The 23,847-nt window shown below is 71.6% G+C and carries 19 protein-coding genes and 1 tRNA gene; 6 read left to right on the forward strand and 14 right to left on the reverse strand.

Features of this window, described 5'->3' with window-relative positions; all coding sequences use genetic code 11:
- Positions 1-13: 13 nt before the first annotated feature.
- Positions 14-532 (reverse strand): GNAT family N-acetyltransferase, encoded by a 519-nt coding sequence (locus OG709_RS32345; RefSeq protein ID WP_250303067.1) that lies wholly within the window; start codon positions 530-532, stop codon positions 14-16.
- Positions 533-657: 125 nt separating this feature from the next.
- Here OG709_RS32345 and OG709_RS32350 point away from each other — a divergent pair, with 125 nt between their 5' ends.
- Complete coding sequence (locus OG709_RS32350) at positions 658-972, forward strand: hypothetical protein (RefSeq protein ID WP_329168664.1); 315 nt, start codon at positions 658-660, stop codon at positions 970-972.
- Positions 973-1,008: 36 nt separating this feature from the next.
- Here the strand turns inward: OG709_RS32350 and OG709_RS32355 are convergent, their stop codons facing one another.
- The 3 genes from OG709_RS32355 to OG709_RS32365 all read right to left on the reverse strand — a co-directional run bounded on the left by OG709_RS32355 (position 1,009) and on the right by OG709_RS32365 (position 4,635).
- Positions 1,009-1,944 (reverse strand): DUF2510 domain-containing protein, encoded by a 936-nt coding sequence (locus tag OG709_RS32355; RefSeq protein WP_250303071.1) that lies wholly within the window; start codon positions 1,942-1,944, stop codon positions 1,009-1,011.
- 94 nt (positions 1,945-2,038) lie between these two features.
- Entirely contained in the window at positions 2,039-2,569 is a 531-nt protein-coding gene (locus OG709_RS32360) for a PadR family transcriptional regulator (protein ID WP_329168666.1), read from the reverse strand.
- 44 nt (positions 2,570-2,613) lie between these two features.
- Complete coding sequence (locus OG709_RS32365) at positions 2,614-4,635, reverse strand: NADPH-dependent 2,4-dienoyl-CoA reductase (protein ID WP_329168668.1); 2,022 nt, start codon at positions 4,633-4,635, stop codon at positions 2,614-2,616.
- A 215-nt stretch (positions 4,636-4,850) separates the two neighbouring features.
- Between OG709_RS32365 and OG709_RS32370 the strand changes: the two genes are divergently transcribed.
- Positions 4,851-5,618: a cobalt-precorrin-6A reductase gene (locus OG709_RS32370; RefSeq protein WP_250303077.1), complete on the forward strand. Its 768-nt coding sequence runs from the start codon at positions 4,851-4,853 to the stop codon at positions 5,616-5,618.
- Here OG709_RS32370 and cobF read toward each other — a convergent pair.
- Positions 5,572-6,351 (reverse strand): precorrin-6A synthase (deacetylating), encoded by a 780-nt coding sequence (cobF, locus tag OG709_RS32375; RefSeq protein ID WP_266645749.1) that lies wholly within the window; start codon positions 6,349-6,351, stop codon positions 5,572-5,574. The genes OG709_RS32370 and cobF overlap by 47 nt on opposite strands.
- Before the next feature lie 94 nt (positions 6,352-6,445).
- Positions 6,446-6,919: a DUF309 domain-containing protein gene (locus OG709_RS32380; RefSeq protein WP_266645748.1), complete on the reverse strand. Its 474-nt coding sequence runs from the start codon at positions 6,917-6,919 to the stop codon at positions 6,446-6,448.
- A 113-nt stretch (positions 6,920-7,032) separates the two neighbouring features.
- Here OG709_RS32380 and OG709_RS32385 point away from each other — a divergent pair.
- Positions 7,033-7,106: transfer RNA gene (locus tag OG709_RS32385), tRNA-Pro, on the forward strand.
- A gap of 733 nt (positions 7,107-7,839) precedes the next feature.
- A complete protein-coding gene (locus OG709_RS32390; protein ID WP_326693596.1) occupies positions 7,840-8,925 on the forward strand; it encodes a hypothetical protein in 1,086 nt (361 codons plus the stop codon).
- A gap of 6 nt (positions 8,926-8,931) precedes the next feature.
- Here OG709_RS32390 and OG709_RS32395 read toward each other — a convergent pair whose 3' ends face one another.
- The 8 genes from OG709_RS32395 to OG709_RS32430 form a co-directional block, all read right to left on the reverse strand.
- Entirely contained in the window at positions 8,932-12,135 is a 3,204-nt protein-coding gene (locus tag OG709_RS32395) for a CHAT domain-containing protein (protein ID WP_329168672.1), read from the reverse strand.
- A gap of 209 nt (positions 12,136-12,344) precedes the next feature.
- Positions 12,345-12,788 carry a hypothetical protein gene (locus OG709_RS32400; protein ID WP_326693594.1) on the reverse strand — a complete coding sequence of 148 codons (444 nt, stop codon included), beginning with the start codon at positions 12,786-12,788 and terminating at the stop codon, positions 12,345-12,347.
- Between the two features lie 382 nt (positions 12,789-13,170).
- Positions 13,171-13,659: an NUDIX domain-containing protein gene (locus OG709_RS32405; RefSeq protein WP_266645712.1), complete on the reverse strand. Its 489-nt coding sequence runs from the start codon at positions 13,657-13,659 to the stop codon at positions 13,171-13,173.
- 465 nt (positions 13,660-14,124) lie between these two features.
- Positions 14,125-15,405, reverse strand: coding sequence for a glycosyltransferase family 4 protein (locus OG709_RS32410; RefSeq protein WP_329168674.1), 1,281 nt, complete (start codon positions 15,403-15,405; stop codon positions 14,125-14,127).
- Between the two features lie 55 nt (positions 15,406-15,460).
- A complete protein-coding gene (locus OG709_RS32415; RefSeq protein WP_326693592.1) occupies positions 15,461-16,396 on the reverse strand; it encodes an NAD-dependent epimerase/dehydratase family protein in 936 nt (311 codons plus the stop codon).
- Between the two features lie 84 nt (positions 16,397-16,480).
- Entirely contained in the window at positions 16,481-17,842 is a 1,362-nt protein-coding gene (locus OG709_RS32420; protein ID WP_329168676.1) for a nucleotide sugar dehydrogenase, read from the reverse strand.
- A 47-nt stretch (positions 17,843-17,889) separates the two neighbouring features.
- Complete coding sequence (locus OG709_RS32425; RefSeq protein ID WP_326693590.1) at positions 17,890-19,284, reverse strand: N,N-dimethylformamidase beta subunit family domain-containing protein; 1,395 nt, start codon at positions 19,282-19,284, stop codon at positions 17,890-17,892.
- Positions 19,281-20,465 (reverse strand): glycosyltransferase family 4 protein, encoded by a 1,185-nt coding sequence (locus OG709_RS32430; protein WP_329168677.1) that lies wholly within the window; start codon positions 20,463-20,465, stop codon positions 19,281-19,283. Before OG709_RS32430 ends, OG709_RS32425 begins: the two co-directional genes overlap by 4 nt.
- A 1,089-nt stretch (positions 20,466-21,554) precedes the next feature.
- On the opposite strand from OG709_RS32430, the gene OG709_RS32435 reads away from it, so the two are divergent.
- Together OG709_RS32435 and OG709_RS32440 are read left to right on the forward strand one after the other, a co-directional pair.
- On the forward strand, positions 21,555-22,526 hold the full coding sequence (locus OG709_RS32435) for an aKG-HExxH-type peptide beta-hydroxylase (RefSeq protein WP_329168679.1): 972 nt from the start codon (positions 21,555-21,557) through the stop codon (positions 22,524-22,526).
- On the forward strand, positions 22,526-23,755 hold the full coding sequence (locus OG709_RS32440) for a YcaO-like family protein (protein WP_329168680.1): 1,230 nt from the start codon (positions 22,526-22,528) through the stop codon (positions 23,753-23,755). Before OG709_RS32435 ends, OG709_RS32440 begins: the two co-directional genes overlap by 1 nt.
- Positions 23,756-23,847: the final 92 nt, after the last annotated feature.

Here is a 23,847-nt window from a genome sequence, read left to right on the forward strand (position 1 = left end):
CGGTTGCGTCAGCTCAGTGCCCGGTCAACTCGTACGCCCACAGCCCGTCCAGGTCGGCGCGCCGGGTGAAGCCGGCCCGGGTCAGGACGCGCTGCGAAGGCAGGTTGCCGGGGTCGGTGGTGGCCAGCACCGTGTGCACACCGGGCAGTTCGAGCGACCAGTGCGCGAGGGCGACCACCGCGTCCGTGGCCCAGCCGGCGCCCCGGGCCGACTCCGTCAGGTCGTAACCGATCTCCACCGAACCGTCGGAGGGCGGCCCGTGGAAGCCGATGCCGCCGAGCGCCGCACCGTCCGTGGTCCGCTCGATCACGTACAGGCCCCAGCCGGGCAGGAAGGCCCCCGCCTCGGTGGCCATGGCGACCATCTTCGCGGCGATCTGGGTACCGCTGCCGGGGGAGCCGTCGAGCCAGTCCAGGCCCGCCGTGCCGCCCTCGGCGAGCACGGCGGCTGCGGCGGGCGACTGCTCACGCAGCCTCAGCCGTCCGGCGTCCAGGACCAGCAGACCGTCTTCGCGGAAGTAGTTCAGGGTCATGACGTCGGGCCACCTCGGTGCGGGAGGGTGGAGACCAGCGGCTCCAGGAACACAACGGGTTCAGTATCCCCCGGGCGGTCGAACGGAGGCCCCCGGCCGCGATTCCCACGTTACGATTCGCGCTCATGAGCACTCCTGACCAGAGCGAAGCCGTGGACACGGACCTGACCGAACCGGAGACGCCGGGCCTGACACCGCGTCAGGCCCGGCGGATACGGATAGTGGTGGCATCCGTGATGATGGCCGCCGTCGCCGTGGTGCTCGTGGAGCGGATCACGAGCCGTTCGTCCCTGCTGGTCGTCGCGGACTACGGGACGGCCCTGATCCTCTGCGGGGTGGTGATCGAACTCAGCCGCAGCGGGCGCACCAGGATCGCGAGCTGGGTCCTGGGTGTGGGGCTGGTGGCCGCGGTGGCCGCGGACTGGCTCGTACTGCCCTGACTCCGGCTCCGTGCCCCCGATCCCGCTGCCCGGGTGCTACGCGCCCTCGCCCGAGCCGCTTCCCGACGTCGAGGCCGCCTTGATGCCCTTCGTGATCTCGTCCATCACGGAGAGCTCGGGCGCTTTGGCGTTGATGTCGAACCCGGAGCGGACGACGATGAGCATGTTCTTGGCCTGGGGCGAGGGGAAGGCCAGCGACTGGACGTAGCCGTCGTCGCCCTTCTTCGTCACGACCTTCCAGCGCACCAGATAGCCCTGCTGTCCGGCGACCGTGACCGCCTGGGATTCGAGCTGCTGGTGCGAGGTGATGCCCGACGAGGAGTCGCCGTACGACTCCTTGGCGTTGGTGGAGATGTCCTTCTCCGCCGCGCCCTTGGCCGTGGTGGCCGAGAGCTTCAGGGCGACCGCAGGCGCGGAGAACACCCCGCCGCGCACGCACTCGGCAGGGGCCCCCTTGGAGTCGGTGCCGCTGGCGCAGGTGTACTTGCCGATGGTCACCCCGGCCCCGACGGTCCCCGATTGGCCGGTCCAGCCGTCGGGTACCGGGATGCTGATCCCGCTCGCCGCGTCCGTGGCGTAACCGTCCTCGGTCGGCGGCGTCTGCTGCTGGGGGTCCTGGTTGCCGCCCCCGTCACTGCTCCCGCCGCCGCTTCCGTCGCCGCCTCCGGTCCCGCCCGGTACACCGGGGCGGCCAGGTGCCTTGGACGGGGCGGTGGACGGCGCCGTCGCCACGTTCCCCGATCCGTGGCCCGAGCCGTCCGTCAGCAGGTAGATGCCGCCGCCGACCGCGGCAAGCACCACCACGCCCGCCGTGACGGCGGCGCCGATCCGGACCCTCCGGCGCCGGACCGCCGTGGGCGGCACGCGGAGCAGGTCGGTCCACTGGCTGCCGTCCCACCAGCGTTCCTGGGCAGGGCCTATTCCTGTATACCCGGGGTCTCTGTGCCAGCCGGGCGGGCTTGTCTGGGTCACAGGGGTCACCGTAGTTGGGCTGAGTGAAAATCGCATGAAACCAGGTCGTGGCCGAGCCCCCGCCGACGGTGCCCGCCGACGCCCGTCGGCGGTGTCAGCGGTCCGGGAATTCCGGCAGCGCCGCGGTCAGCCAGCCGATCCAGTACCGTTCCAGGTCGATGCCGCCCCGCAGCACCAGATACTGAAGCCGGGCCTCGGCCGACAACGCAGGTTGCGCGAAGTCCCGCTCCTCGATCGCCAGGTACTCCGCCAACTGCCGTTCGTGCAGCCGGAGATGACGCTCCATCTCGGCGCCCAGGCCCTGCTGCCCCACCACGGCTGACGCGCGCAGCCGCAGCAACAGGGGATCGCGCACCGGCCGGGGGTCCTCGCTCCTGCCCACCCAGGCGACGAGTTCGGCGCGGCCCGCGGGCAGGACCTCGTACTCCCGTTTCCGTCCCCGGGACGGCTGCTGCGGCAGGGCCCGGATGAAGCCGGACTCCTCCAGCTTCGCCAGCTCCCGGTAGATCTGCTGGTGCGTGGCCGACCAGAAGTATCCGATCGACTTGTCGAACCTGCGGGTCAGCTCCAGCCCCGACGACGGCTTTTCGAGCAGGGCGGTGAGGATCGCGTGCGGGAGTGACATGCGGGCATCCTAAGGAGTTGTCCCGGACAGGCCCTGACCACGGCTCAGAGCCGCGCGGCCAGTTCGGTGCCCTGGCGTACGGCGCGCTTCGCGTCGAGTTCGGCGGCGACGTCCGCGCCGCCGATCACGTGCACGGGATGCCCCCCGGCCCGCAGCGCCTCGTACAGCTCCCGCCGGGGCTCCTGGCCCGCGCACAGCACGACCGTGTCGACAGCGATGACCTTGCTGACGCCGTCGACCGTCACATGCAGTCCCTCGTCGTCGATCCGGTCGTAGGCCGCGCCCGCGACCGTCGTCACCCCTCGGTGCTTGAGCTCGGCGCGGTGGATCCAGCCCGTCGTCCTCCCCAGCCCCGCCCCGACCTTGGTGGGCTTGCGCTGGAGCAGATACACGGTACGGGGCGACGGGGTCCGCACCGGCTCGCGCAGACCGCCGCGTGTCCGGTGTGCGGTGTCGACGCCCCACTGCCGGAAGAAGACCTCCGGGTTCCGGCTCGCCGACTCGCCGCTGTCGGTGAGGAACTCCGCGACGTCGAAGCCGATGCCGCCCGCCCCGATGACCGCCACGCGCGGGCCGGCCTGTGCGCCGTCCCGCAGGACGTCGAGATAGCTGAGGACGCTCGGGTGGTCGAGGCCGGGGATGTCAGGGGTGCGCGGGGTGACGCCGGTGGCGAGGACGATCTCGTCGAAGCCCTCCGAGGTGAGCGTCCCTGCGGTGACCAGGGTATTCAGCCGGACGTCCACGCCGTGCAGTTCGAGCTGGACCCGGAAGTAGCGCAGGGTCTCGGCGAACTCCTCTTTGCCCGGGATCCGCCGTGCCACGTCGAGCTGGCCGCCGATCTCCGCGGCGGCGTCGTAGAGCGTCACCGTGTGGCCGCGCTCGGCCGCCGACACGGCGAAGGCGAGTCCGGCGGGACCGGCGCCGACCACGCCGATGCGCTTGCGCCGACGGGTCGGCGACAGCACGAGTTCGGTCTCGCGGCAGGCGCGCGGGTTGACCAGGCAGGAGGTGATCAGCCCACTGAAGGTGTGGTCGAGACACGCCTGGTTGCAGCCGATGCAGGTGTTGATGGTGTCGGAACGTCCCTGCCCGGCCTTGGCCACGAACTCCGGGTCGGCCAGGAAGGGGCGGGCGAGCGAGACCATGTCCGCACAGCCGTCGGCGAGCAACTCCTCGGCCAGCTCAGGGGTGTTGATCCGGTTGCTGGTCACCACGGGAATGGTCACCGCCCCCATGACCTGCTTCGTCACCCAGGTGTACGCGCCACGCGGCACCGACGTCACGATGGTCGGGATCCGGGCCTCGTGCCAGCCCACCCCGGTGTTGATGAGGGTGGCGCCCGCCGTCTCGATCCGCTGGGCGAGCGCGATCACCTCCGCCTGCGAGGAGCCGCCGGGGACGAGGTCGAGCATCGAGAGCCGGTAGACGATGATGAAATCCGGCCCGACCCGCTCCCGCACCCGGCGGACGATCTCCAGCGGGAAGCGGGTGCGGTTCTCGAACGACCCGCCCCAGCGGTCCTCGCGGTGGTTGGTCCCCGGCGCGAGGAACTCGTTGATCAGATAGCCCTCGGACCCCATGATCTCGACGCCGTCGTACCCCGCGCCGCGGGCCAGTTCCGCTGCCCGTACGAAGTCCTCGACGGTCTGCTCGACCTCGGCGTCGGTCAGGGCGTGCGGCGTGAAGGGGCTGATGGGTGCCTGGATCGCGCTCGGGGCCACCAGGCCGGGGTGGTACGCGTACCGCCCGAAGTGCAGGATCTGCATCGCGATCCGGCCGCCCGCCCGGTGTACGGCCGCGGTGACGACCGCGTGCTGGGCGGCCTCCTCCTCGGTGGTGAGTTTGGCGCCGCCGTCCAGCGGCCTGCCCTGCTCGTTGGGGGAGATCCCGCCGGTCACGATCAGCCCCGCACCGGCGCGGGCGCGGGCCGCGTAGAACTCGGCCATCCGCTCGAAGCCGCCCGGGGTCTCTTCGAGGCCGAGGTGCATCGAGCCCATCAGGACACGGTTGGGGAGCGTCGTGAATCCGAGATCGAGGGGGCTCAGCAGGTGGGGGTACGGGCTCATCCGGTGCCTCCGTGCGCAGGGGTGGTCAGCCATTTCTAGACCACCCGGAACTCTTTATGCAACAAGTTGCAGAATGGGCTGCGTCACTGCGTCACTGCGTCACTGCGTCACTGCGTCACTGCGTCACTGCGTCACTGCGGTCGCTGTGTCACTTCGGAGCTCCGGGCCCGGGGCCCCGAGAGCCTGGCCCGGTTCGGCGGACGTAATCTCGGACCATGCATGTGCTCATCCTCGGCGGCACTACGGAGGCCGGACAGCTGGCCGCCGAACTGACCGCCCGTCCGGGGCTACGGGTGACGACATCCCTGGCCGGACGTGTCGCGCGGCCCAGGCTCCCCGCGGGGGAGGTCAGGATCGGCGGCTTCGGTGGCGTCGAGGCCATGACCGACTGGCTGTCCGGACAGCGTGTCGACGCGGTGGTCGATGCCACCCACCCCTTCGCCGCCGCCATCAGCGCGAACGCGGTGCGGGCGGCGCGGGCCGCTGGGGTCCCGCTCACCGTGCTGCGCCGACCGGGCTGGCAGGCCGTACCGGGCGACCGCTGGCACAGCGTCGCCACCCTCGCCGAGGCCGCGGCCCTGCTGCCCTCCCTCGGCCGGCGGGTCTTCCTCACCACCGGCCGGCTCGGCCTCGCCGCCTTCGCGGACCTCGGCCAACTCCACTTCCTCGTACGGTCGGTGGAGCCCCCCGGTCCGCCGCTGCCGGCCGACGCCGAGGTGCTCCTCGACCGGGGCCCGTACACCGTCGACGGCGAGACGGCCCTGCTGCGCGCGCACGCCATCGACGTCCTCGTCACCAAGGACAGTGGGGGACGGGCGACCGCCGCCAAGCTCACCGCTGCCCGTGCACTGGGCCTGCCGGTGGTCGTGGTGCGGCGGCCACCGGCGCCCCGGGACGTGACCGTCGCCGAGGACGTCGCGGGAGTCCTGCACGTACTCAGTCCGACTGGTCCCGGTCCCGGCGCAGCAGATAGGTGTCCATGATCCAGCCCTTGCGGTTCCGGGCCTCGGATCGCAACTCCTCGATCTGCCCCGCGACTTCGGACAGCCGTCCGGACACCAGGATCTCGTCCTCGGTACCCACGTAGGCGCCCCAGTGGATCACCGGATCCTTGTCCATGTGGTGACGGAACGACTGGTGCGCGTCGAGCATCACCACGACATCGTCCACCCCCTCCGGCCATCCCTCGGCCAGGCGGCGCCCGGTGGTGATCTGCACGGGTCCGGCAACCCGGTTGAGCCCGGTACGGTGCCGGGCCACCAGCGCCGACACGCTGCTGATCCCAGGAATCACCTCGTACGTGAAGGTGACCGAGCCCCGCTCCAGGATCTCCTCCAGGATGCCGAGCGTGGAGTCGTACAGCGCGGGGTCCCCCCACACCAGGAAAGCGCCGCACTCGTCGTCGCCCAGGTCTTCGGTGAGCATCCGCTCGTAGATGTCGGCGCGCGCCCGCCGCCAGTCGTCGACGGCCGGCGAGTAGTTCGCGCCCCCGGCCCTGCGGTCCCGTTCCGGATCGCGCGCCTCGACGAGCCGGTAGCCACGGTCGTGCCGGATGTGTTCGTGCAGGATGTCGTGGCGCAGCCGGATCAGATCCGACTTCTCCGCTCCCTTGTCGAGGAGGAAGAAGACGTCCGTCCTGTTGAGCGCCTTGACCGCTTGAATCGTCAGATGGTCGGGGTCACCCGCCCCGATGCCGATCACATAGATCTTTCTCACCCCGTCGAGTCTGCCTCATGTACCTCGGGTCTCTTACGGGGCCGTCGACGGCGCCTGTCCGGGGCGAGGAGTACGGCACTACGGCGGCGGTCGGTCAGGCGCGGGTCAGCCGGGGCGCGCAGGCCTTGGCGTCGACCGGCCCGCGCAGCCGTCCCGCGAGCTGTTCCGCCCAGGCGGTCAGCCCGGTGATGTCGATTCCGTACGGCCCGCTCTCCCGGTAGGCAGTGAGTCCGTCCGCACCTCTGCGCAACAGGCGTGCCCCGCCTGCGGTGTTCCCGCGGGCGGCGTGCGTCAGCCCCACGGCGAGCTGCGCGAGCCCCCGCCACAGTGCTCGTTCCGTCTCGGGCCCTGCCTTCCAGGCGTCCTCGAAGACCTCGTGGGCGTGGAAGGGCATCCCGGCGTCGAGCAGCCGCTGGGCCTCCCGCACGGTCTCCGCCGGACTGCGCACCACGCCTTCCGGCTGACGCTCCACACCCGCGGCCCCATAGGGAAGAGGCCGCCCGAGTCCGTCCCGGGGCCGCGCACTGCGCGCGCGTCCCTCTGCGTCGCGATCTCTCATGTCGTTCATCCGCTGATTGTCGCCCGGCTACCGTCCGACCAGGCGGAGTCGGACCTTCGCTCGGAGTGAGGTATGGTTCTCATGCAGGTCAGGCCAGGGGAAACCCCAGGTCAGACGGGCATCGGGACGTGGCGCAGCTTGGTAGCGCACTTGACTGGGGGTCAAGGGGTCGCAGGTTCAAATCCTGTCGTCCCGACTTGAGAGAGTCGAGGTCAGGGCCGGTTTCGGAGAAATCCGAAACCGGCCCTTGACTATTTCTGGAGATCCGTTGGGGGACAGGCGTTCCTTGACCGGTGCCTGCGGGCGAGAGCGTGCGGGCACGGCGGGGCGCGCAGCATGCCGAGGGGTGCGATCCGAACGACGGACCAGGCGACGGTGAGGGCAGGGCAGTCTCGGCGGGGGCGAGTTGACGGTAGTAGTGGCCCCTCGGCCACAGAGGCTGGACTCGGTCGGCGACGGAGGTATCGGTGAGGCTGTGGTTGACCAGGACGACAGCCCGGTCGCCGGTCAGCTCTCGCAGCCCGGTGGAGATGCGGTGCTTGGCCTTGGCGTCGAGCGTTGCCCATAGCCGTCAAGTGCTGGTCCGAGTTGGACGACATGGTTGTCTCCAGGCACGTAAGGCGTGTTCTCGGTCTGGGTGTGTGCGGTCGCTGGTTCTACAGGGAGTGTGTTGGCGTGGTGAAGGGCTGGGCCACGGTTCCCAAGTCCTTGTAGGCCAGACCGGATTTGGTCAGAATCGTCCTGGAACTTCTTCTAGCCAGGGGGACGGGATGAGGTATTCGGCAGACAGTGATCCGGTAGGAGGCGGGTCGGGGCAGGTTGGGGCGTGGTCCGGAGGAGAGCTTGCGCGGAAGGATGCCGGCGGTCCCGGGCCCGCGCCCTCGCTCGCCGAGGTCGTCGGGGCTGCCGGCGGGCTGCCGGAGGATGCGGTGCTGTGGATCGCGGCGGGGCTGGCCGGGGCGCTGGCCGTGCTGCACCGGGCCGGGCGGGCGCACGGCGACGTGCGGGCCGGGAACGTACTGCTGACGCGGGGCGGACCTCGGCTGACCGGTGACGCGCCGGGGCGGGGCGGCAGGGCCTCCGTGCCCGCGGCTGACATGGTCGCGCTGGGGATGCTGCTGGTCGCCGCGTACACGGGCGTCAGCAACCGACGGCCCGACCTCGACAATCTGCCGGTGCGGCTGCGGCAGGTCGTCGCCGTATGCTTGGCCGAGGATCCGGAGGAGCGGGCGACTCCCGCCCAACTGTTGGCCGTGGTCATGGAGTTGGAGCCAGAGGCGCCCGTCTGGACGGTCGAGGTCGACGACCTGATCACCCCCACCGGCGGCCCCGTAGACACCACCCCGCCCTCGGACACCCCGGTCGAGGCGCCGCCGCGCCCGGAGCCGCACGGCCTGTCCGGGGCCCGGCTCGCCCTTGTGGTTGTGGCCGCAGTCCTCGTCGGCGTGGTCGTCACGGCGCTGCTGCTCCTGATGCCGGGCCGCGACGGTGGCACCCCCACCGCCGACGCCCCGGTGACGAGCCGGCCGACCCGGCTGCAGCCGACCGAGGACGACACACCGGGACAGCGGACGACCCCGCAGCAGGAGCCGAGCGAGGAGCAAACCCCCTCCGCGGATCCCGCCACCCAGCCTGCCGCGCCCGCCAGCAAGTCACCACCCGCCCCGACCCCCCAGCGGACCCGGCAGACCGGGACGATCGACGACTGCTCGGGCAAGCCCCTGACCGCGCCCGTCTCGCTCCTGCTGCTCTGCGGGGACGGCACGGCCATGCTGCACGACCTGATCTGGACCGACTGGGGCAGCGCCACGGCCACCGCGCAGGGCATCGTCTCGGAGGTGGTCTGCCAGCCGAGCTGTGCCGCCGGCCGGGAGGTCACCTCGGCCGCGACGGTCGCCGTCTCCGGCCTTGCCGACGGCCGCTACACCGTCATGGAGATCAGGGCCCCGCAGTCGCCCACCGACCCCGACGCCAACTACACGCTCGACCGGCTCGGCCCGACCTACCGGGGCTGATCCCGCTCACACCCCCCACGCGGTGAACGCCGCCCAGTGCACGGGGGAGGCGAAGGGGCGTTCGTCGGCGTGATGCTCGGGCCGGGCGTACCGTCCGGCCAGGGCCGCGAGGTGGGGGTGGGCGTCGGTGTACCGTGCGAGGCCGGACCAGGTCAGCCGCCGCAGCCAGGTCCGCGCCGCGCGCAGCGCGGACACTGGAGGCTCACCGTGCGCACCGCCGACGGGGGCGAGCAGCTCGTACAGGCGGGTCATCAGCAGCGCCGTCGCCAGGTCGTTCACCTGCCACAGACTGGTGATCACACAGGCGGCACCGGCCTGGAGGAAGCCGCCCGGCAGCCCGACGAACTCGTCGGGCGCGTCGATGACCTCGTACCGCCCGGACTGACAGGCCCCCGCCACCACCAGTCGGCAGTACGGGAGTTGGTGCCGTGCGAGTACGCCCAGATCCAGAGTGCCGTCCGCGAGCGCCAACGTGCCGCCCTGCCCGATGAGTTCCGCGCTCCCGTGGCAGCACAGATGCAGATATGATGCCTCCGCCAGGTGCCCGAGCAACCACTCGACCGTGGCATCGTCCCCCACGGCGGACACGGCCTCCCCGCCTGCCTCGAACAGCCCCCGGATCTCCGCCAGTTCACTGCGCGCGCCCGGCAGTGAGCCGTCGGGATCCGAGACGGCGACCAGCCGCGGCACGGGCGACGGCGGCCGACCGGCGGCGACCCGGGAGGCGGCGTACGCCCCGGCCGACGGAGCGAGAGCTGACGTCCCCAGATCATCGAGCAATTCACCACCCTCGCCCACCGGCACGGCGTGCAACGGCACCTGCCCCAGCAATCCGGTCGGTACGACCACCACCTCGTGCCGCGGATCCTCCGCCAGCAGCCCGGCGAGGGGCCGCAGCAACGGGGCGAGTCCCCGTAACCGGTCCACCGCACCCGGAAGTTCACGTCGCCGCTTGAGCGCACCGGCCTGCTGGACCAGGAACAGCCCCGCCTCCGGGGCTTCCAGGTCCAGCGCCAGGAGCCGGACGATCGAGGAGCTGGTCACCTCGGGGACGAACACGGCGCGCACCCCGGTCCGTGCGTCCCGCGGTACCACGAGGACACAGCTGCCCCAGACCGAGTTCACCAGATAGGCGAGCGGCATCCCGGCCGCCGCCCGGACGACATCCGCTACCTCGGTCGTCCGCAGAAACCCCTCGAAGCCGGGGATCGCCTGGATCTCCTCGACCACGGTGCGCACACCGCGCTCGGCTGCAGCCTGCGCGCCCATAGAGGCGACGAAGCCTCCGGCCGAGGGGACGAATCCACCGTCCGAGGTGACGAACCCCCTGGTCGGCTCAGCGTCCGCCCCCTCGACCCCGGCGACCACCACCCGGTACCGCTCCCGTGCCTCCCGGTACCGGCGGGCCAGCAGCGGATCGACACCCTCCAGCGCAGCCAGATCCACCGTGTCCCGCCCGGCCACCGCCGACAACTCGCGGGCGAGCCCCCGCTCGATCGCCTCCACCGCACGCTCCGGGCGCCCCGCGCGGGCCAGCAGGAACGCGGCCTGGCGGGCGGTTCCGCGCGTCAGCAGGAGCACCCCCCGGCGGCCGACGGCGGTGATCTGGGCGTCGTAGAGCGCGTGGACGGCGGTCAGCATGCCCGACGCCACATCGGCCGCGTCGCCCCAGTCTTCGGCCGCGGCGAGCGCGTCGACGGCCTCCCGGGCGATGGACAGATGCAGGAATGGAAAGACACGCGGCGGTACGGAGGCCAGCGCCGTGCGCCGCAGCCGTAGGCCCTCGGCGCTCCCCGGACCGTCGAGCAGATCGGCCGTCCGGGCCAGGAGCCAGGTGGCGCGGCTGATGTCGAGGAGCCCTGGGTGCGCGGTGTCGAAGGCGACGACGGCGGTCGCCGCGGCTTGGGCGCCGCGTGGGTCGGCGGCATCGCGCGCGAGTGCGAGCAGCAGGTCGGCCAGGTTGCACTGGAGCTGCGACCACAGCACGGGGTCGTCCTCCGGGCGCAGTTGGCCGAGGGCGTCCCGGTAACACCGCTCGGCCTGTTCCAGGTCGCCCGGTTCGCCGCGCCGGAACAGGAGCAGCCCGAGGTTGATCAGGGAGTAGGCCCAGTCGACGCGGTTGCGTTCGGGGGAGCGTTCGCCCAGGCCGGCCTGGATATGTTCGATACCAACGGTCAGATCGGCGGGACCGCCGCCCGGACGCTGGCCGAGCACCAGCCCGTAGTTGGTCTGCACCCGGGCCCAGAACTCGCCGTGGGCGCGGCGGTCCACCGCGGCGGTGGCGCGGGCGAGCAGATCGCGGGCGGACTCCCAATGTTCGATGCGGTCGCCGTCGTCACGGAAGTACTGGGCGGCGGCGAGATTGGCGACCACCTCGGCCCATTGGAGGGTGCCCTCCGGAAGCCGGGCGAGGGAGAGCTGAAGCACGCGCACCACTTCGGCTGGGTCGGCAGGATGGGCCGTATGCAGGGAAGACACCAACAACCCACCCAGCCGTGCTGCGAGTTCGCCCTCGACTTCCATCTCGCCCGTCTGCCCGGCGAGTTCGAGTGCTTCGCGCGCGAGAGGAATGATCTCCGGGCTATCCGTGCCCCGAACCTGGTCGCAAATCTCGTACAGCCGGGCCCGCAGCCCCTGCCCGAAGGCTGCCATCGCCGCTGCGTAGCGCTCGATCGCCGCGCCCACGGGCGTACGGCCCCCGCACAGATCCTCCAGCAACCCCTGCCGCAGCCGCAGCGGAGTCTCCAGCGGAGTGCCGACGGCCTCGCGCAGCTCCCCCGCCCCGGCGTCGCGCACCAGGGTGTCCGCGGTGAGCCGTGGATGCGTCCGGACCAGATCGGCGAGCTGGTCCGGCATGGTCACGGTGACGGCGTACAGCAGCTCCCGGACACCGGATCCGGCCAACTCCGCCGCCGCGTTGACCAGGAAGATCCGGTAGTTGTCCACCGTCGGCGCCCCGTACGGTGCCAACTCCGCGCACGCCGCATCGGGGTCCGCCAGATCCCGTTCCGTGTCCCGACTCAGCACGAACGGCAGCAGCCTGCGCGGCAACACGACCACGTTCCCGCCGAACCGGCCACTGGCGAAGGCCCCGGCGAGCCGCGCCTCCTCCACCAGCGAGGCCGCGCTCGCGGTGGCATCGTGCTGGAGCTCCGCGACGGAGGTGGCGAACAACGACGGTGCGAGCGCCCCGGCCCGCAGCACCAGCATCGGCGCCTCGACATGTGCCCGGGTTCCGCAGTCGGGGCAGCCCGCCCAGTGCAGACCGGGCCCGAACCCGTCCGGCCCATCGCGACTTTCGAGGACATCGGCACGCTCACGGCTGTCGACGATGCGCCATACCGGCGCCTGACACTGTCGACCGCACTGCTCACAACACCAGTCGTGCGGCGCTCTCGTGGAGACCGTCACCGCCGGACCTACTTGCCGTCGGTGAGATGGGAGAGCAAAGCCGTCAGCACCCTCGTGAGAGCTGCATCCTTGAGGGCCCGCTTGTGCACGGTCACACTCCACCGCCCCCGGGCGTCCCGCTTGATCACGACCTCGGTCTGCAACAACGTGACAGCCAGCATCCCTACGGACACGGACACCGGGTCGAACCGCTCCATCGGCGACCGCACGTACTCCACGGCCTCACCGACGACGCCGTCTCCGCTCAGGGCGACATACTCCAATGCCGCCCGCGCGACGTCTCCTTCTCCTTCACTGCTGCCCGGCTCGATCCCTGCGGCCTTGAGCGCGTCACTCAACTCCTCGTCGGGCAAGGCAATGTCCATGGCGGAAGGCAGCAATCCCTTGTCTTCCACCAGCACCGTCAACGCCCGTACGGCCTCCACATCGGAGAGCGCACGAATCTCGCCCACCTGCTCATCTCTTTGCGACATGAGCCAAGTCTGCCTCTCCGCGGGGCGTGCGGGGCCGGCTTACGGGTGATTCGTCGCCATGGGTGCTGCGTCTGTCCGCCGCCGGCGAGGAGTTCGGTCGGAATTCCGGCCCGCACTCCTTCCTGGAGGAGTGCGGGACCTCGTGTCTGATGGCGATCCCGAAGAACACCGAACTGATCGATTCCACCAAACACCCAGGAAGACAGCGAAGTTGACGGCACGCCTGCCGGAACGCGGCCTTCACCCGCCGGGCCTGCGGAATCGGCGCCAGGGGCTTCCTCGCCTACGACTGGGCCGTGATCGAAACCCCCGACGACCGTCGCCCTTGCTGCCGAATACACCACCAGTGCCGCGATCACCCCTAGTTTCCCCAGTCCCATGAGCCGAAGTATGCAGCGGCCCCGGTGCGACGGGCCTCCAACACCGCCTCCAGCCGGGCGAAGTCCCGTCGTGGCATGAGCGCCTGCCATTCCGCCAGTGGCAGCACACGTACCTCGTCGTGTTCGGCCGGGTCCAGGGTGAGGGTCTGGATCTGGCCGGTGGTGAGCCGGCCACCGTCGAAGACGAAGCCGATCGTGGCATAGGGCCACTCCGCTCCTGGCTGGCCGAACACCGACGCGAGGAGCTTCACGGGACCCTCGAAGCGGATCCCGGTCTCCTCCCGGCACTCCCGCAGGGCCGTCTCCCACGGGCGCTCACCCGGATCCATCGTTCCACCGGGCAGTTGCCACGGATGCGTACGGGAGTACACCGCCCTCAGTTGCAACGGGTGGTCGTGCTCGTCGGTGAAGAGCAGGCATGCGAACGCCGTCGCCTTCAGGACCGTTTCGGCGTATTCCTCAGGTGGCATCCACGCCGGGCTCACGCCGTGCTCCTCGAAACCTGCGGGTGGTTCTTCGCCACCCGCAGGAGAGAGGGGCTGCTCGTGGATCGGATGTGTGGTCAAGGTTCTCTGACCTTCCTGAGGACGTGTCCGAGGTGCTGGGGGGGGGCGAGGACGGGCCGGGCGGCGGGCGTGGCGCGTGTGCGTCTTCGGGGGTGCGCGGGGGATCGGGCAACAGCCCGGCCGGTGTGCCGCAGAGACACGGGATCTCCTTGTCGCCGGGCGACGTCGCCCCCGCAGCGCGGGGAGCGGATCGCCCGCAGGCAGGTCGTCCGTCCCACGTCGTCCCCCTCCGACGGTCGTGGCTGTGTCGTCGGGCTCAACGACACAACCAGGGTTTCGAACGCATGTTTTTCGGTCGCTTCGAGAGCCCGGCACTCAGCGGATCGTGACGGGTGCACCGGGGACGGCCCCTTGTCTCGCAAGAGCTCATCAGCGCGGGGGAGTTGGCTGAAACTCTGAGGTCCTGCTGACGGTGGAACGATGGATTGTGCCGGGGAGGCCGAGTCCGGCGAGGACCCGGTCGGCCCGGTGGCGCCAGGTGTGCTGGTGGAGGACTTGACGCCGGGCTTCCTCACCGAGCGTCCGTCGCAGGGCTTCGTCGGCGAGGAGTTCGGTGACGGCGTCGGCCCAGGCGTCCGGCTCGGCGGGTGGACGCAGAAGGCAGTTGACACGGTCCTGGAGGATCTCGCGCAGGACGGGCAGATCGGAAGCGACGAGGGCACGGCCGTAGGCCATGTACTCGAAGAGCTTCATCGGGGAGGCCCAGCGGCCGGTCTCGCAATGGCCGTCGGCGGTGTAGATCTTCGACTGATAGGGGGCCAGAACGACGTCGAAGAGCGGGTAGTACGCGCTGACGGCGCCCGGTGGGCGGTGTCCGTGGAAGTGGGCGTTGGCGGGGCGGCGGGAGCTGCTCCAGCGAGCGCGGTCCTCGTCGGTACCGCCGATCAGATGGAAGTCGAGGTCGGGGAGCCGGTCCGCAAGGTCCAGGACGAGGCCGATGCCGCGCCCTTCGTAGAGGTGCCCGATGTAGCCGATGCGGGGTGCGTCCGGGCGCCCCGGCAACTCCGGCGGGGCCGTTGGGCGGGCGGATGCGTCCGGTGGGTCGGAGCCTTCCGGTGCGACGAGGATCGGTGCGGTGTCCAGGTGGCCGTAGGCGCGCTCGTAGTCGCGCGCGAGTGCGTGGGTGATGACGACGATCCGCGCGAGCGAATCCCGCTGGAGCAGGCGGTGTTCGATGCGCAGGGTGTTCGGATCGTCCCGCAGGCGGTGGCTCTCGTACACGAGGGGTGCGACGTCGGCGGCGGCGGTGAGGCCGTGCAGGTCGTGGCCGTAGATCAGGTCGGGGGCGGCGTCATGGGTCAGCAGGGCGCGCACCCGTTCGGCGCGTACCCGGTATCCGGCCGGGGTGTAATCAGGGCTCGGGACGGTGTGGACGGGGAAGCGGTGGCGGACCCCGTAGTAGGCGTAGGCGTCGTCGACCGTGTACGTGCCGGGCGCGGTGTAGAGCGAGACCTCGTGACCGGCTTCGGCGAATGCGTCGCACATGCGCATGGCGTGGACGCTGTTGGCGTAGACCGAGGGAACGCTCCCGGGGTGCAGGTAGGCGATGCGCAGGGCCGCCTCCCGGACCGGCACGCGAGGAGTGCGCTGCTGGGGCTGGGCGCGTCCGTCGGGCAGCGACCGGCGTGGTGCGGGCTGAATCGGGTCCACAGATGTCCCCTGGTCGAGGGCGGCGGGTGGTGGGGCGGTCGGGGCGCCGGTGGTGTCACCGCGCCTGGCCGCGGAACCATGCGGCGGTCCGCTCCAGGCCTTCGCGCAGCGGGACCGGCTCGACCTCGGGGAAGAGGGAGCGCAGGCGGGTGTTGTCCGCGTGGGAATGCCGTACGTCGCCGGGGCGGGGCGGGAGGTGCCGGGGGGCGAGGGGCGATCCCAGGACCGACTCCAGTTCCGTGATCAGTTCCAGGAGAGAGGTGCGGGTGCCGAAGGCGAGGTTCACCGGATCGAAGGAGACGACGCCGCGCAGAGCCGCCTGGGTGAGCACCCGGCAGACGGTTCCGACGTAGGTGAAATCGCGGGTCTGGTGGCCGTCGCCGTGCACCAGCACCGGTTGCCCGGTGGTCATCGCACTGATCCAGGCGGGCACCACGGCGGCGTAGGAATGCCCGGCGGGCTGCCGGGGCCCGTACACGTTGAAGAAGCGGAACGGCAGGACCGGCAGGCCGTAACAGTGGTGGAAGGCACCCAGATAGGCCTCGGTCGCCAGCTTGCTCACGGCGTACGGGCTGAGCGGGGCCGTGCGCAGCTCCTCGTGCTTGGGGAGGTGCGGATTCGCCCCGTAGACGGAGGACGAGGAGGCCGCGATCACCTGCACCCCGCCGGCCCGCCGGGCGGCCTCCAGGACACAGAGCGTGCCCGTGGCGTTGGCGTGGTGGCTGGCGAGCGGATCGTCCACCGACCGGGACACGGACGGCAGGGCGGCCAGGTGAACGATCGTGTCCATGCCCGCGAAGGCCCGGTCCAGGAGGGAGCTGTCGAGGATGCTGCCCTCGGCGAACTGCACATCGAGTCCGGCCAGGTTGTCCTTGAATCCGGTGGACAGGTCGTCCACGACCCGGACTTCGGACACCTCCGGCCGCAGGGTCAGGGCATGTGCGAGGTTGCTGCCGATGAAGCCGGCGCCCCCGGTGATCACGATCTTCAAGCTCACCACTCCTGATCGGACGATTCGGAATCGGAATCAGAGGATTCGGACGGGTCGGATGAAGCGGACGGTGCGGCGGAGGTTTCAGAGAACGTCGACGTTCGCGCCGCCGAGCCGGTGGCGGCAGTCCAGTACGTAGGACGAGCGCGCGGCGATCAGGTCGTAGTCGAACGCCTTGTGGTCCGCGAGCAGGACCACGGCGTCGGCGGCCGACAGTTCCCCGGCACCGGCCGTCACCCGGCGGACCCGGTCCAGCACGCCGGAGGCCGGGGGAACCGAGTGGGCGACATGCGGGTCCGCCGCGCTCACGTCCGCCCCTCTCGCGAGGAGGAGTTCGGCGATGCGGGCGGCGGGGGTCTTCCGGGCGTCGCTGGTATCGGCCTTGTAGGACAGCCCCAGCAGCAGGATCCGGGCCCCGTCGACGGCTGTTCCGCGCCGGGCGAGGGCGTCGGTGAGCCGCCGCACCACGTAGTCGGGCATGTGGCTGTTGACGTCATTGGCGAGTTCGACGAAGCGGAAGGTCCGGCCGGCTGCGCGCTCGGCCCACCAGGACAGATACGACGGGTCGACCGGCAGACAGTGCCCGCCGACGCCCGGACCGGGGACGAACCGCAGGAAACCGTGGGGCTTGGTCGCGGCGGCGTCGATCGCCTCCCACACGTCGATGCCCAGTTCGTGGGCGAACACGGCGAGTTCATTGACCAGGGCGATGTTCACATGGCGGAAGGTGTTCTCCAGGAGCTTGGACAGCTCGGCGGTACGGCAGTTGCTGACCGGAACCGTCGTTTCCACGATCGCCCGGTAGAAGGCCTCGACGTGTCGCAGCGAGGCCCCGTCCACCCCGGAGACCACTTTGGGGGTGTTCTCCAGGTGCCAGCGGGTGTTACCGGGGTCGATGCGCTCCGGGCTGTACCCGAGGTGGAAGTCCCGGCCCGCGACGAGCCCGGACGCCGCCTCCAGCAGCGGGGTGACGAGTTCCTCGGTCGTCCCGGGATAGGTGGTCGACTCCAGTACGACGGTGGCTCCCCGCCGGAGGAAGCCGCCCACCATCCGGGTCGACTCGGTGATGTACGACAGGTCGGGCAACCCGTCGCGCAGTGGTGTGGGCACGGTGATGACCGCGATGTCGAAGCTCTCGCAGTCGGCCGGGTCCCGGCTCGCGCGGTAGGCCCCGGAGGTCAGCAGCGGGCGGAGCCGCCCGGAGGTGAAGTCCTCGATGTACGAGTCCCCGGCCACGAGCCGGGTGACCCGTTCCTTGTCCACGTCGTACCCGACGACCGCGTACCCGGACTCGGCCGCGCGGACGGCCAGGGACAGCCCCACATAGCCCTGGCCGACGACGACCGCCCGGCCGAGGTGTGCCGGAGGGGCCGGTGGGGTCGGCGATTCCTGCGGGGCGAATTCCCCGGGGCCGCTCCGGACGCCCGTGCCGGGCAGTACAGGCATATGCATTCCCCTCAGGAGAGCAGAACTGATCGGGCGAGCCTGGCTGTTCAGGAGAGCAGAGCGATCACATTGCGGGTCATGGCACGTATCCGGGCGTCCAGGGTCAGCAGCCGCGCCCAGTCGGTGGTGGCCGCGTTGAAGACGGTGCCGCCCCTGGTGCAGAGGCCGAAGGTGGCGGCCCGGCCCGGGTCGTCGTTCTCCCGGACGGCGGCGTTCCAGCCGGAGCCCGGGGCCGTGGGGAGATCGGCCACGCCCAGAATCGTGAAGTCGGCGGGCGTGCCGTCGGTGCCCGTCGCGACGGCCTGCCCGTGGGCGTCGCGCCGGTGGGCGGCTCCGTCGCACTCGTAGCCCACGAGGGCGTGTTCCTCGCCGAGGATGTCGCCGTCACGCAGCCCGGTGCCCGCGAAGACCGGATGTCCGGTGTGCTGGACGGTGAAGCCCAGCGGCTCGCGCGGGCCGTCCCAGTGGCCGCCGCCGTTGCGGTAGCTGACGCCGATGAGGGAGTTCTCCGGTTCGGTCTCCCACCAGTGATCGGGAACACCCCGCATCAGGTCGGTGTCGGCGCCCTGCGGAACTCCCGGCGGGTACTTGGCACATCTGATGGCCGTGCCGTCAGCGGCCGGGGTGACCCGCCACCAGCAGGTGTTGGCCCCGAAGACGGCCATGTTGCCGCCCCGGTCGCGGAAGGCGGTGACGTGCCGTCGGGTGCGGGTACTCCAGTACTCGTCGTGTCCGGCGGAGAGCAACAGCCGGTACGGGTGGGTGAGATGAGGGTCCTCATCGAGGTCGAGGTCGGTGCAGTAGTCGGCGGTGAACCCCGATGTCTCCAGCCAGGAGAGGAAGGGAGCGTCCCAATGGGCGAAGGTCTGGCGGGGTGTTCGCGGATCGTGGGCGTCCGGCCGGCCCTTCACCGGGCCGCCGATTCCGCCGCCGGGGCGCCGCAGGGTGACGGTGCGGTACGCCTCGTCGTACGGAAGCGCGCCGTACAGACTCGCTCCACCGCTCCTGTTGTACGCGTGGTACGTGAAGACGGGCACCTTGTACAGGACGCGTGAGGTCCGGGCGGGTTCGCGGGCCGTCACCACGAAGAGCATCCGGGAGTGCCGCGCGTCGAGGTCCTCGGCGCCGGCCGGTGGCGGGTCCGGCGGCGCGGCGGTACCGGGGCCGAGCACGGCGATGTACACGCCCGAGGGCCACTCGCCGGGAACCGTGAAGTCGTGGCCGGGCCAGCGCCAGTCCTCGTCGTGGCGGCCCGGGGGCGCGTACCTGCCGGGGCCCCCGGTGCTGCCCATGAGGCGTGGGCGGGCTCCGCAGCGGTAGAAGTCGGCCCGGAACCGGTCCGCGCGGGTCGAGACGTGGAACCGCAGGACCTGCCCCGCACGCACACTCGGCCGGGCGGGATATCCGTCCACGACCGGCCCGGCGGGGAACGCCGCCGTCACGCCGGGCGCTCGCTTCCCTCGGTGCCCGTACGGCCGAAAGCGCTTGTACGGCCGACCGTGCCCGTACGGTCGAGACCGGCGAGGACGATCTCGGCCCGGCGGCGCCAGGTGTACCGGTCGAGGACCTGCCGCCGGGCCTCGTCACCGAGCCTGCGCCGCAACGCCTCGTCGGCGAGCAGTTCGCCCAGGGCCTCGGCCCAGGCGGCCGGATCCCCGGGTGGGCGCAACAGGCAGTTGACCCGGTCCTGGAGGACCTCACGCAGGACCGGAAGGTCGGAGGCGATCATCGGAAGGCCGTGGGACATGTACTCGAACACCTTCATGGGGGAGGCCCAGCGTCCGGTCTCGTCGAGTCTGCCCCAGGTGTAGACCTTGCTCTCGTACGGGGCGAGGACGACGTCGAAGAGGGGGTAGTGGGAAGGGAGTTCGGACGGTGGCAGGTGCCCGTGGAAGTACACCTGAGGGGACCGGCAGGCCTTCTCCCAGCGGGCACGGTCCTCGTCGGTGCCGCCGACGAGATGGAAGTCGACCCCGGGGAAGCGCTCCGCGAGATCGAGGACGAGGCCGATGCCGCGCCCGTCGTAGAGATGACCGACGTAGCCCACCCGCGGGACGTCCGGGCGGCCCGGCAGCTGCGGTGCGTTCGTCGGGTCGGCGGGGTCGGGCGGATCCGCGCAGTCGGGTGCGACCAGCATCGGCAGGGTACCCAGCCGCTCGTACTTCTCCGCCAGATCGTGTGCGAGCGCGTGGGTGATCACGACGACGCGGGCCAGCCGGGGCATCCCGAGGAGCTCTTCCTCGGTCCCGGCCGGGGACAGATCCTGGCGCAGCTGGTGGACCTCGTAGACGAAGGGCGCCAGATCGGCCAGGGCGGTGAGCGCGTACGGGTCGCGTCCGTAGACGAGGTCCGGGGGAGGGCCGTCGGTCACCAGGGCGCGGATGTCCGCCGCACGGTGCCGGTACCCGTCCGGTGTGAAGTCCGGGGCGGGGACGAGACGGATCGGGAAGTGGTGACGGACGCCGTAGTAGGTGTACGGATCCTCGGTGGAGTAGGCGGAGGGCATGGAGTAGAGGGTGACGTCGTGCCCGGCGGCGGCGAAGGCGTCGCACATGCGCATGACGTGGACGCCGTTGGCGAAGAAGGACGGGATGCTGCCGCCGTGCAGGTACGCGATGCGCATACGGCCTACTCCTGTGTCGCTGTCAGCGCGGGCGACCGGTGGCGGACGCCCGGCGGGGCGTGCGGTCCGTCGGGTCCACGGGCGTCTCCTTGGGGTGGGCCGCTGTGAGTCGGCAGTGGCACGCGGGCGGTACGGAAGCGGGCCGGTCGCCCGGAGCGTTGCCGGGGCGAGTTGCGCGGGTGGACCGGGTCGGCTCCGCGCGGGGGTGATCCGGGAGGGGGTGATCCGGGCGCGGGCAAAGGGAGTTCTGCCCCCTGACGAGTACGCGGTTGCCTGTCCTCCCCGGCAGGGTGACGGCTCATCATCGCGGGTGGTCGTGAGCTTTCCAAGAGCGACATTTCGGCCTGCTTCACGGTCCGTTGTCCACCCGTGGCCGCGTGTGATGGAAGCGGTCGGAGCTGATCCGGCCAGGAAACGCAGGGCGCCGGGGCAGGTGCCGGAGCCGCGGAGGTGCGGCCGAAAACAGAAGTCCGGTCCCAGAGCGGTACCCCTCGCGGCCGACGGGGTCGTGGGTCCCGGTCGGGTGCTCGGCCGCGGTCGCGTGGGCCGTACGGACGGGGGCGGGTCCGCAGTCGTGGGACGGGCCGAAGCCGCGCCTTCCGGACAAGTCGTGGCTGGACAGTACTGGTTGCCATGTGCGGCAGAGGGTCTTCCCGCCCCCGCCCGACTGCGGCGGGCAGCGCAGTTGCGCAGGAGCGCGGGGTGCGGGCGGCCGGTCGGAAACACCAGGTCGGAGCGTCCGTCCGGACATCCGGGCCGGTCCGGATGCGAAGGACCGACGCTGTCCGGGCGACGTGAACCCCCGCTGGTTCCGCCCTTCATGACCCCGCAGTGTGATCGTCCGACCGCATCTTGTGATCACGTCGGGCCCGTGCGTACCGTGGCGCCGCCGTGACTCCCCGTCGCCAACGGTGGAGCCGGTCGCCGAAGGGAGACTGCCATGAACGAGGAGATCGAGCAGGTACGCGAAGAGGAACTGCCCGAGCTGGCACTGATGGTCGACATCCCCAGCTGACGGCACGTCACCTCGGGCGGCGGGCCGCAGCGGCCCGCCGTCCGTCCCCACCCGGCGACACGGAGGTACGCACGGTGCGAGTACAGCCCGACGCACGCCAGAGCGCCGAGGAGCGCTCCACTCTGGCGCGCACCACCCGGTCCGTCCTGGGATCCGCCGGGCTGACCGTCTCCACCGGGGAAGCCGCGCACCCCGCGGTCATCGAGACCGCGCACGTCGCCCAGCACGCCCTGCGGGCCGGGCCACTCGATCCGGACCGCCTCGACCGTCTCACCTCGATGCTCAGCCGTGCACGGTCGGGCATCGCGGCCACGCCACCGTCCGGGCTTCCCTGGCCGGTCGAACTCGCCGCTCCCCAGCCTCATCTCGAACGCAGTGTCGCCCGCGCGCTCAAGTCCGTCCCGGACCAGGCCGGGAACAGCGACCGGCCGCACGGCTCCACCGTCGTCGCGTGGCGGGAGGCGGAGACGGCGACGATCCGCGGGACGACCGCCCTGCTCGCCGTCACCTGGCCGGGCGCCTATGCCGAGTTGAGCGAGATCCTCCGGCAGATGGTCCTGCTGGACGGGCCGTCGATCGACGGCTTCACCGACTTCACCGTCCACGGCGCCGTGTTCATCCGGCGCGACCGGCTGCGACCGGGCCCCGGCGGACTTCCCGGAACTGTCCGGCTCGCGGAGGCGCTCGTCCACGAGGGCACCCACACCCGCTGCAACGCGGCGTCCGTGGCGGCACATCCCTTCCTGCGGCCCGTGGAGGACGGTGGCCCGCTGGTCGCGACGCCGCTGCGGCTCGACCCCCGGCCGCTCACCGGGCTCTTCCAGCAGACGGTGGTCCTGGCCCGGAGCGTGCTGCTGTACCGGCGCCTGCTCGCGGGGCCCACGGCGGACTCCGGCGCCGCCGCGGCCGTACGCGCGCGCCACGATCGCCTCGCCCGTTCCGCGGCCGATGCCGTGCGCACGATGACCGGACACCGTGACGCGCTCACCGACCACGGCAGAGCCGTCCTGGAGGACGCGGCCGAGGTGGCCGAGGTGCACGCCTGATGGCCGGGACCCCGTGGGAACCCCAGGTCTTCGCCCCCTACGCCCAGTGGCCGGAGGTCGTCTTCGCGCGCGTCGCGGCCCGCTCACCGCAGTTCGATCCCGTCTGCGCGGCCGGTGACCGGCCCGTCGTGGTGGGCAGCGCGGCCGGGCACCGCACGGAACGCGTCGTCGCGAGCGCGCGCGGCGAACTCCTCGAACGCGTGGGCAACATCCTCGCGGGCCGCGCCGCCGAGTCGGACGCCGCGGTCGTGGCGACCCACAGCGAACTGCGCCGCAAGGGGATACCCGCGGTGGACCCCGCCGAGTTCGTACCGGAAGGCGCGGACCGTACCCCGGACGAGTCACGCGGCACCCGGCGGCTCTGGGTGCTCGGGCGGTCCCTGCACACCGGCGCCGACACGCACGTACCCGCCGGTGCCGTCTTCCTGCACCACCGGCCGCCGCCCGGCTGCGACCCCGGGCCCGGGGTCGGATCCACCGGGGTCGCCGCACATCCCGACCCCGACGCCGCCGCGCAGCACGCCGCATGGGAGGTCCTCGAACGTGACCTCATCCGCAGGAGCTGGTACGGACTCTCCCGCGCTCCCCGGGTGATCCCGGAGACCGGACTGCCCGATCCGCTGGCGGAACTCCTCGACGGAACCGGGGCGACGGCGACCGCACTCGACCTCCCGGCACCCGCCGGTTCCCGGTGCGTGGCGGTCTGCCTCCACGCACCGGACGGGACCCGGCAGACCTTCGGGGCCCGCTGCGGTCCGGACGACGGGGAGATCGCCCCGCTGGTCGAGAAGGCCGCCTACGAAGCGCTGATGGTGCGGTGGAGCATGCACACCCCGGTGGCCGCCGACACCTGGGCGCGCTGGCAGGGCGGCGACGCCCCGGACTCCGCGGTCAAGCACGCGCTCTGGGCCTACCACCGCCAGGACAGCCTCCGGCTGTGGACCGCGAACACCCCGGTCGGTGCCGCGCGCCCCGCACCACCACCGGCACCGGGCGGGCCCGAGCGGTCGGGGAGCGGCCCGTCCTCCGAACCGCATCGCTCCGGCGCCGCCACGTTGTCCGAGCACACCGGCCGGGACCTCGTCCTCGTGGACACCACCTGCGGACCGGCACGCGCCCTGGGCTCGACGGTGGTCCGGGTCGTGGCCCCCGGCGCCCGCGCCCTGCCCACCGGCCCGGACGGCGAACGCGGCCTGCCCCGCGCCCCGGGCCCGCACCCCTTCGGCTGACCCGACGCCCGCAACGCACGCCCCCACCGCCCACGTCCACCCGGACCGTCCCGCACCGCGGCGACCGGACCGGCCGCAGGCCGAGGAGACCC

The sequence above is a fragment of the Streptomyces sp. NBC_01267 genome (genome assembly GCF_036241575.1).
Taxonomy (GTDB): Bacteria; Actinomycetota; Actinomycetes; order Streptomycetales; family Streptomycetaceae; genus Streptomyces.

Coding starts and splice junctions, on each gene's coding strand:
- OG709_RS32365 (WP_329168668.1), bottom strand. CDS start 4,635: ATGAGCCCGTACCCCCACCTGCTGAGCCCCCTCGATCTCGGATTCACG.
- OG709_RS32360 (WP_329168666.1), bottom strand. CDS start 2,569: ATGTCACTCCCGCACGCGATCCTCACCGCCCTGCTCGAAAAGCCGTCG.
- OG709_RS32380 (WP_266645748.1), bottom strand. CDS start 6,919: ATGAACGACATGAGAGATCGCGACGCAGAGGGACGCGCGCGCAGTGCG.
- OG709_RS32420 (WP_329168676.1), bottom strand. CDS start 17,842: ATGCCTGTACTGCCCGGCACGGGCGTCCGGAGCGGCCCCGGGGAATTC.
- OG709_RS32350 (WP_329168664.1), top strand. CDS start 658: ATGAGCACTCCTGACCAGAGCGAAGCCGTGGACACGGACCTGACCGAA.
- OG709_RS32440 (WP_329168680.1), top strand. CDS start 22,526: ATGGCCGGGACCCCGTGGGAACCCCAGGTCTTCGCCCCCTACGCCCAG.
- OG709_RS32370 (WP_250303077.1), top strand. CDS start 4,851: ATGCATGTGCTCATCCTCGGCGGCACTACGGAGGCCGGACAGCTGGCC.
- OG709_RS32345 (WP_250303067.1), bottom strand. CDS start 532: ATGACCCTGAACTACTTCCGCGAAGACGGTCTGCTGGTCCTGGACGCC.
- OG709_RS32430 (WP_329168677.1), bottom strand. CDS start 20,465: ATGCGCATCGCGTACCTGCACGGCGGCAGCATCCCGTCCTTCTTCGCC.
- OG709_RS32405 (WP_266645712.1), bottom strand. CDS start 13,659: ATGCCACCTGAGGAATACGCCGAAACGGTCCTGAAGGCGACGGCGTTC.
- OG709_RS32395 (WP_329168672.1), bottom strand. CDS start 12,135: ATGCTGGTGCTGCGGGCCGGGGCGCTCGCACCGTCGTTGTTCGCCACC.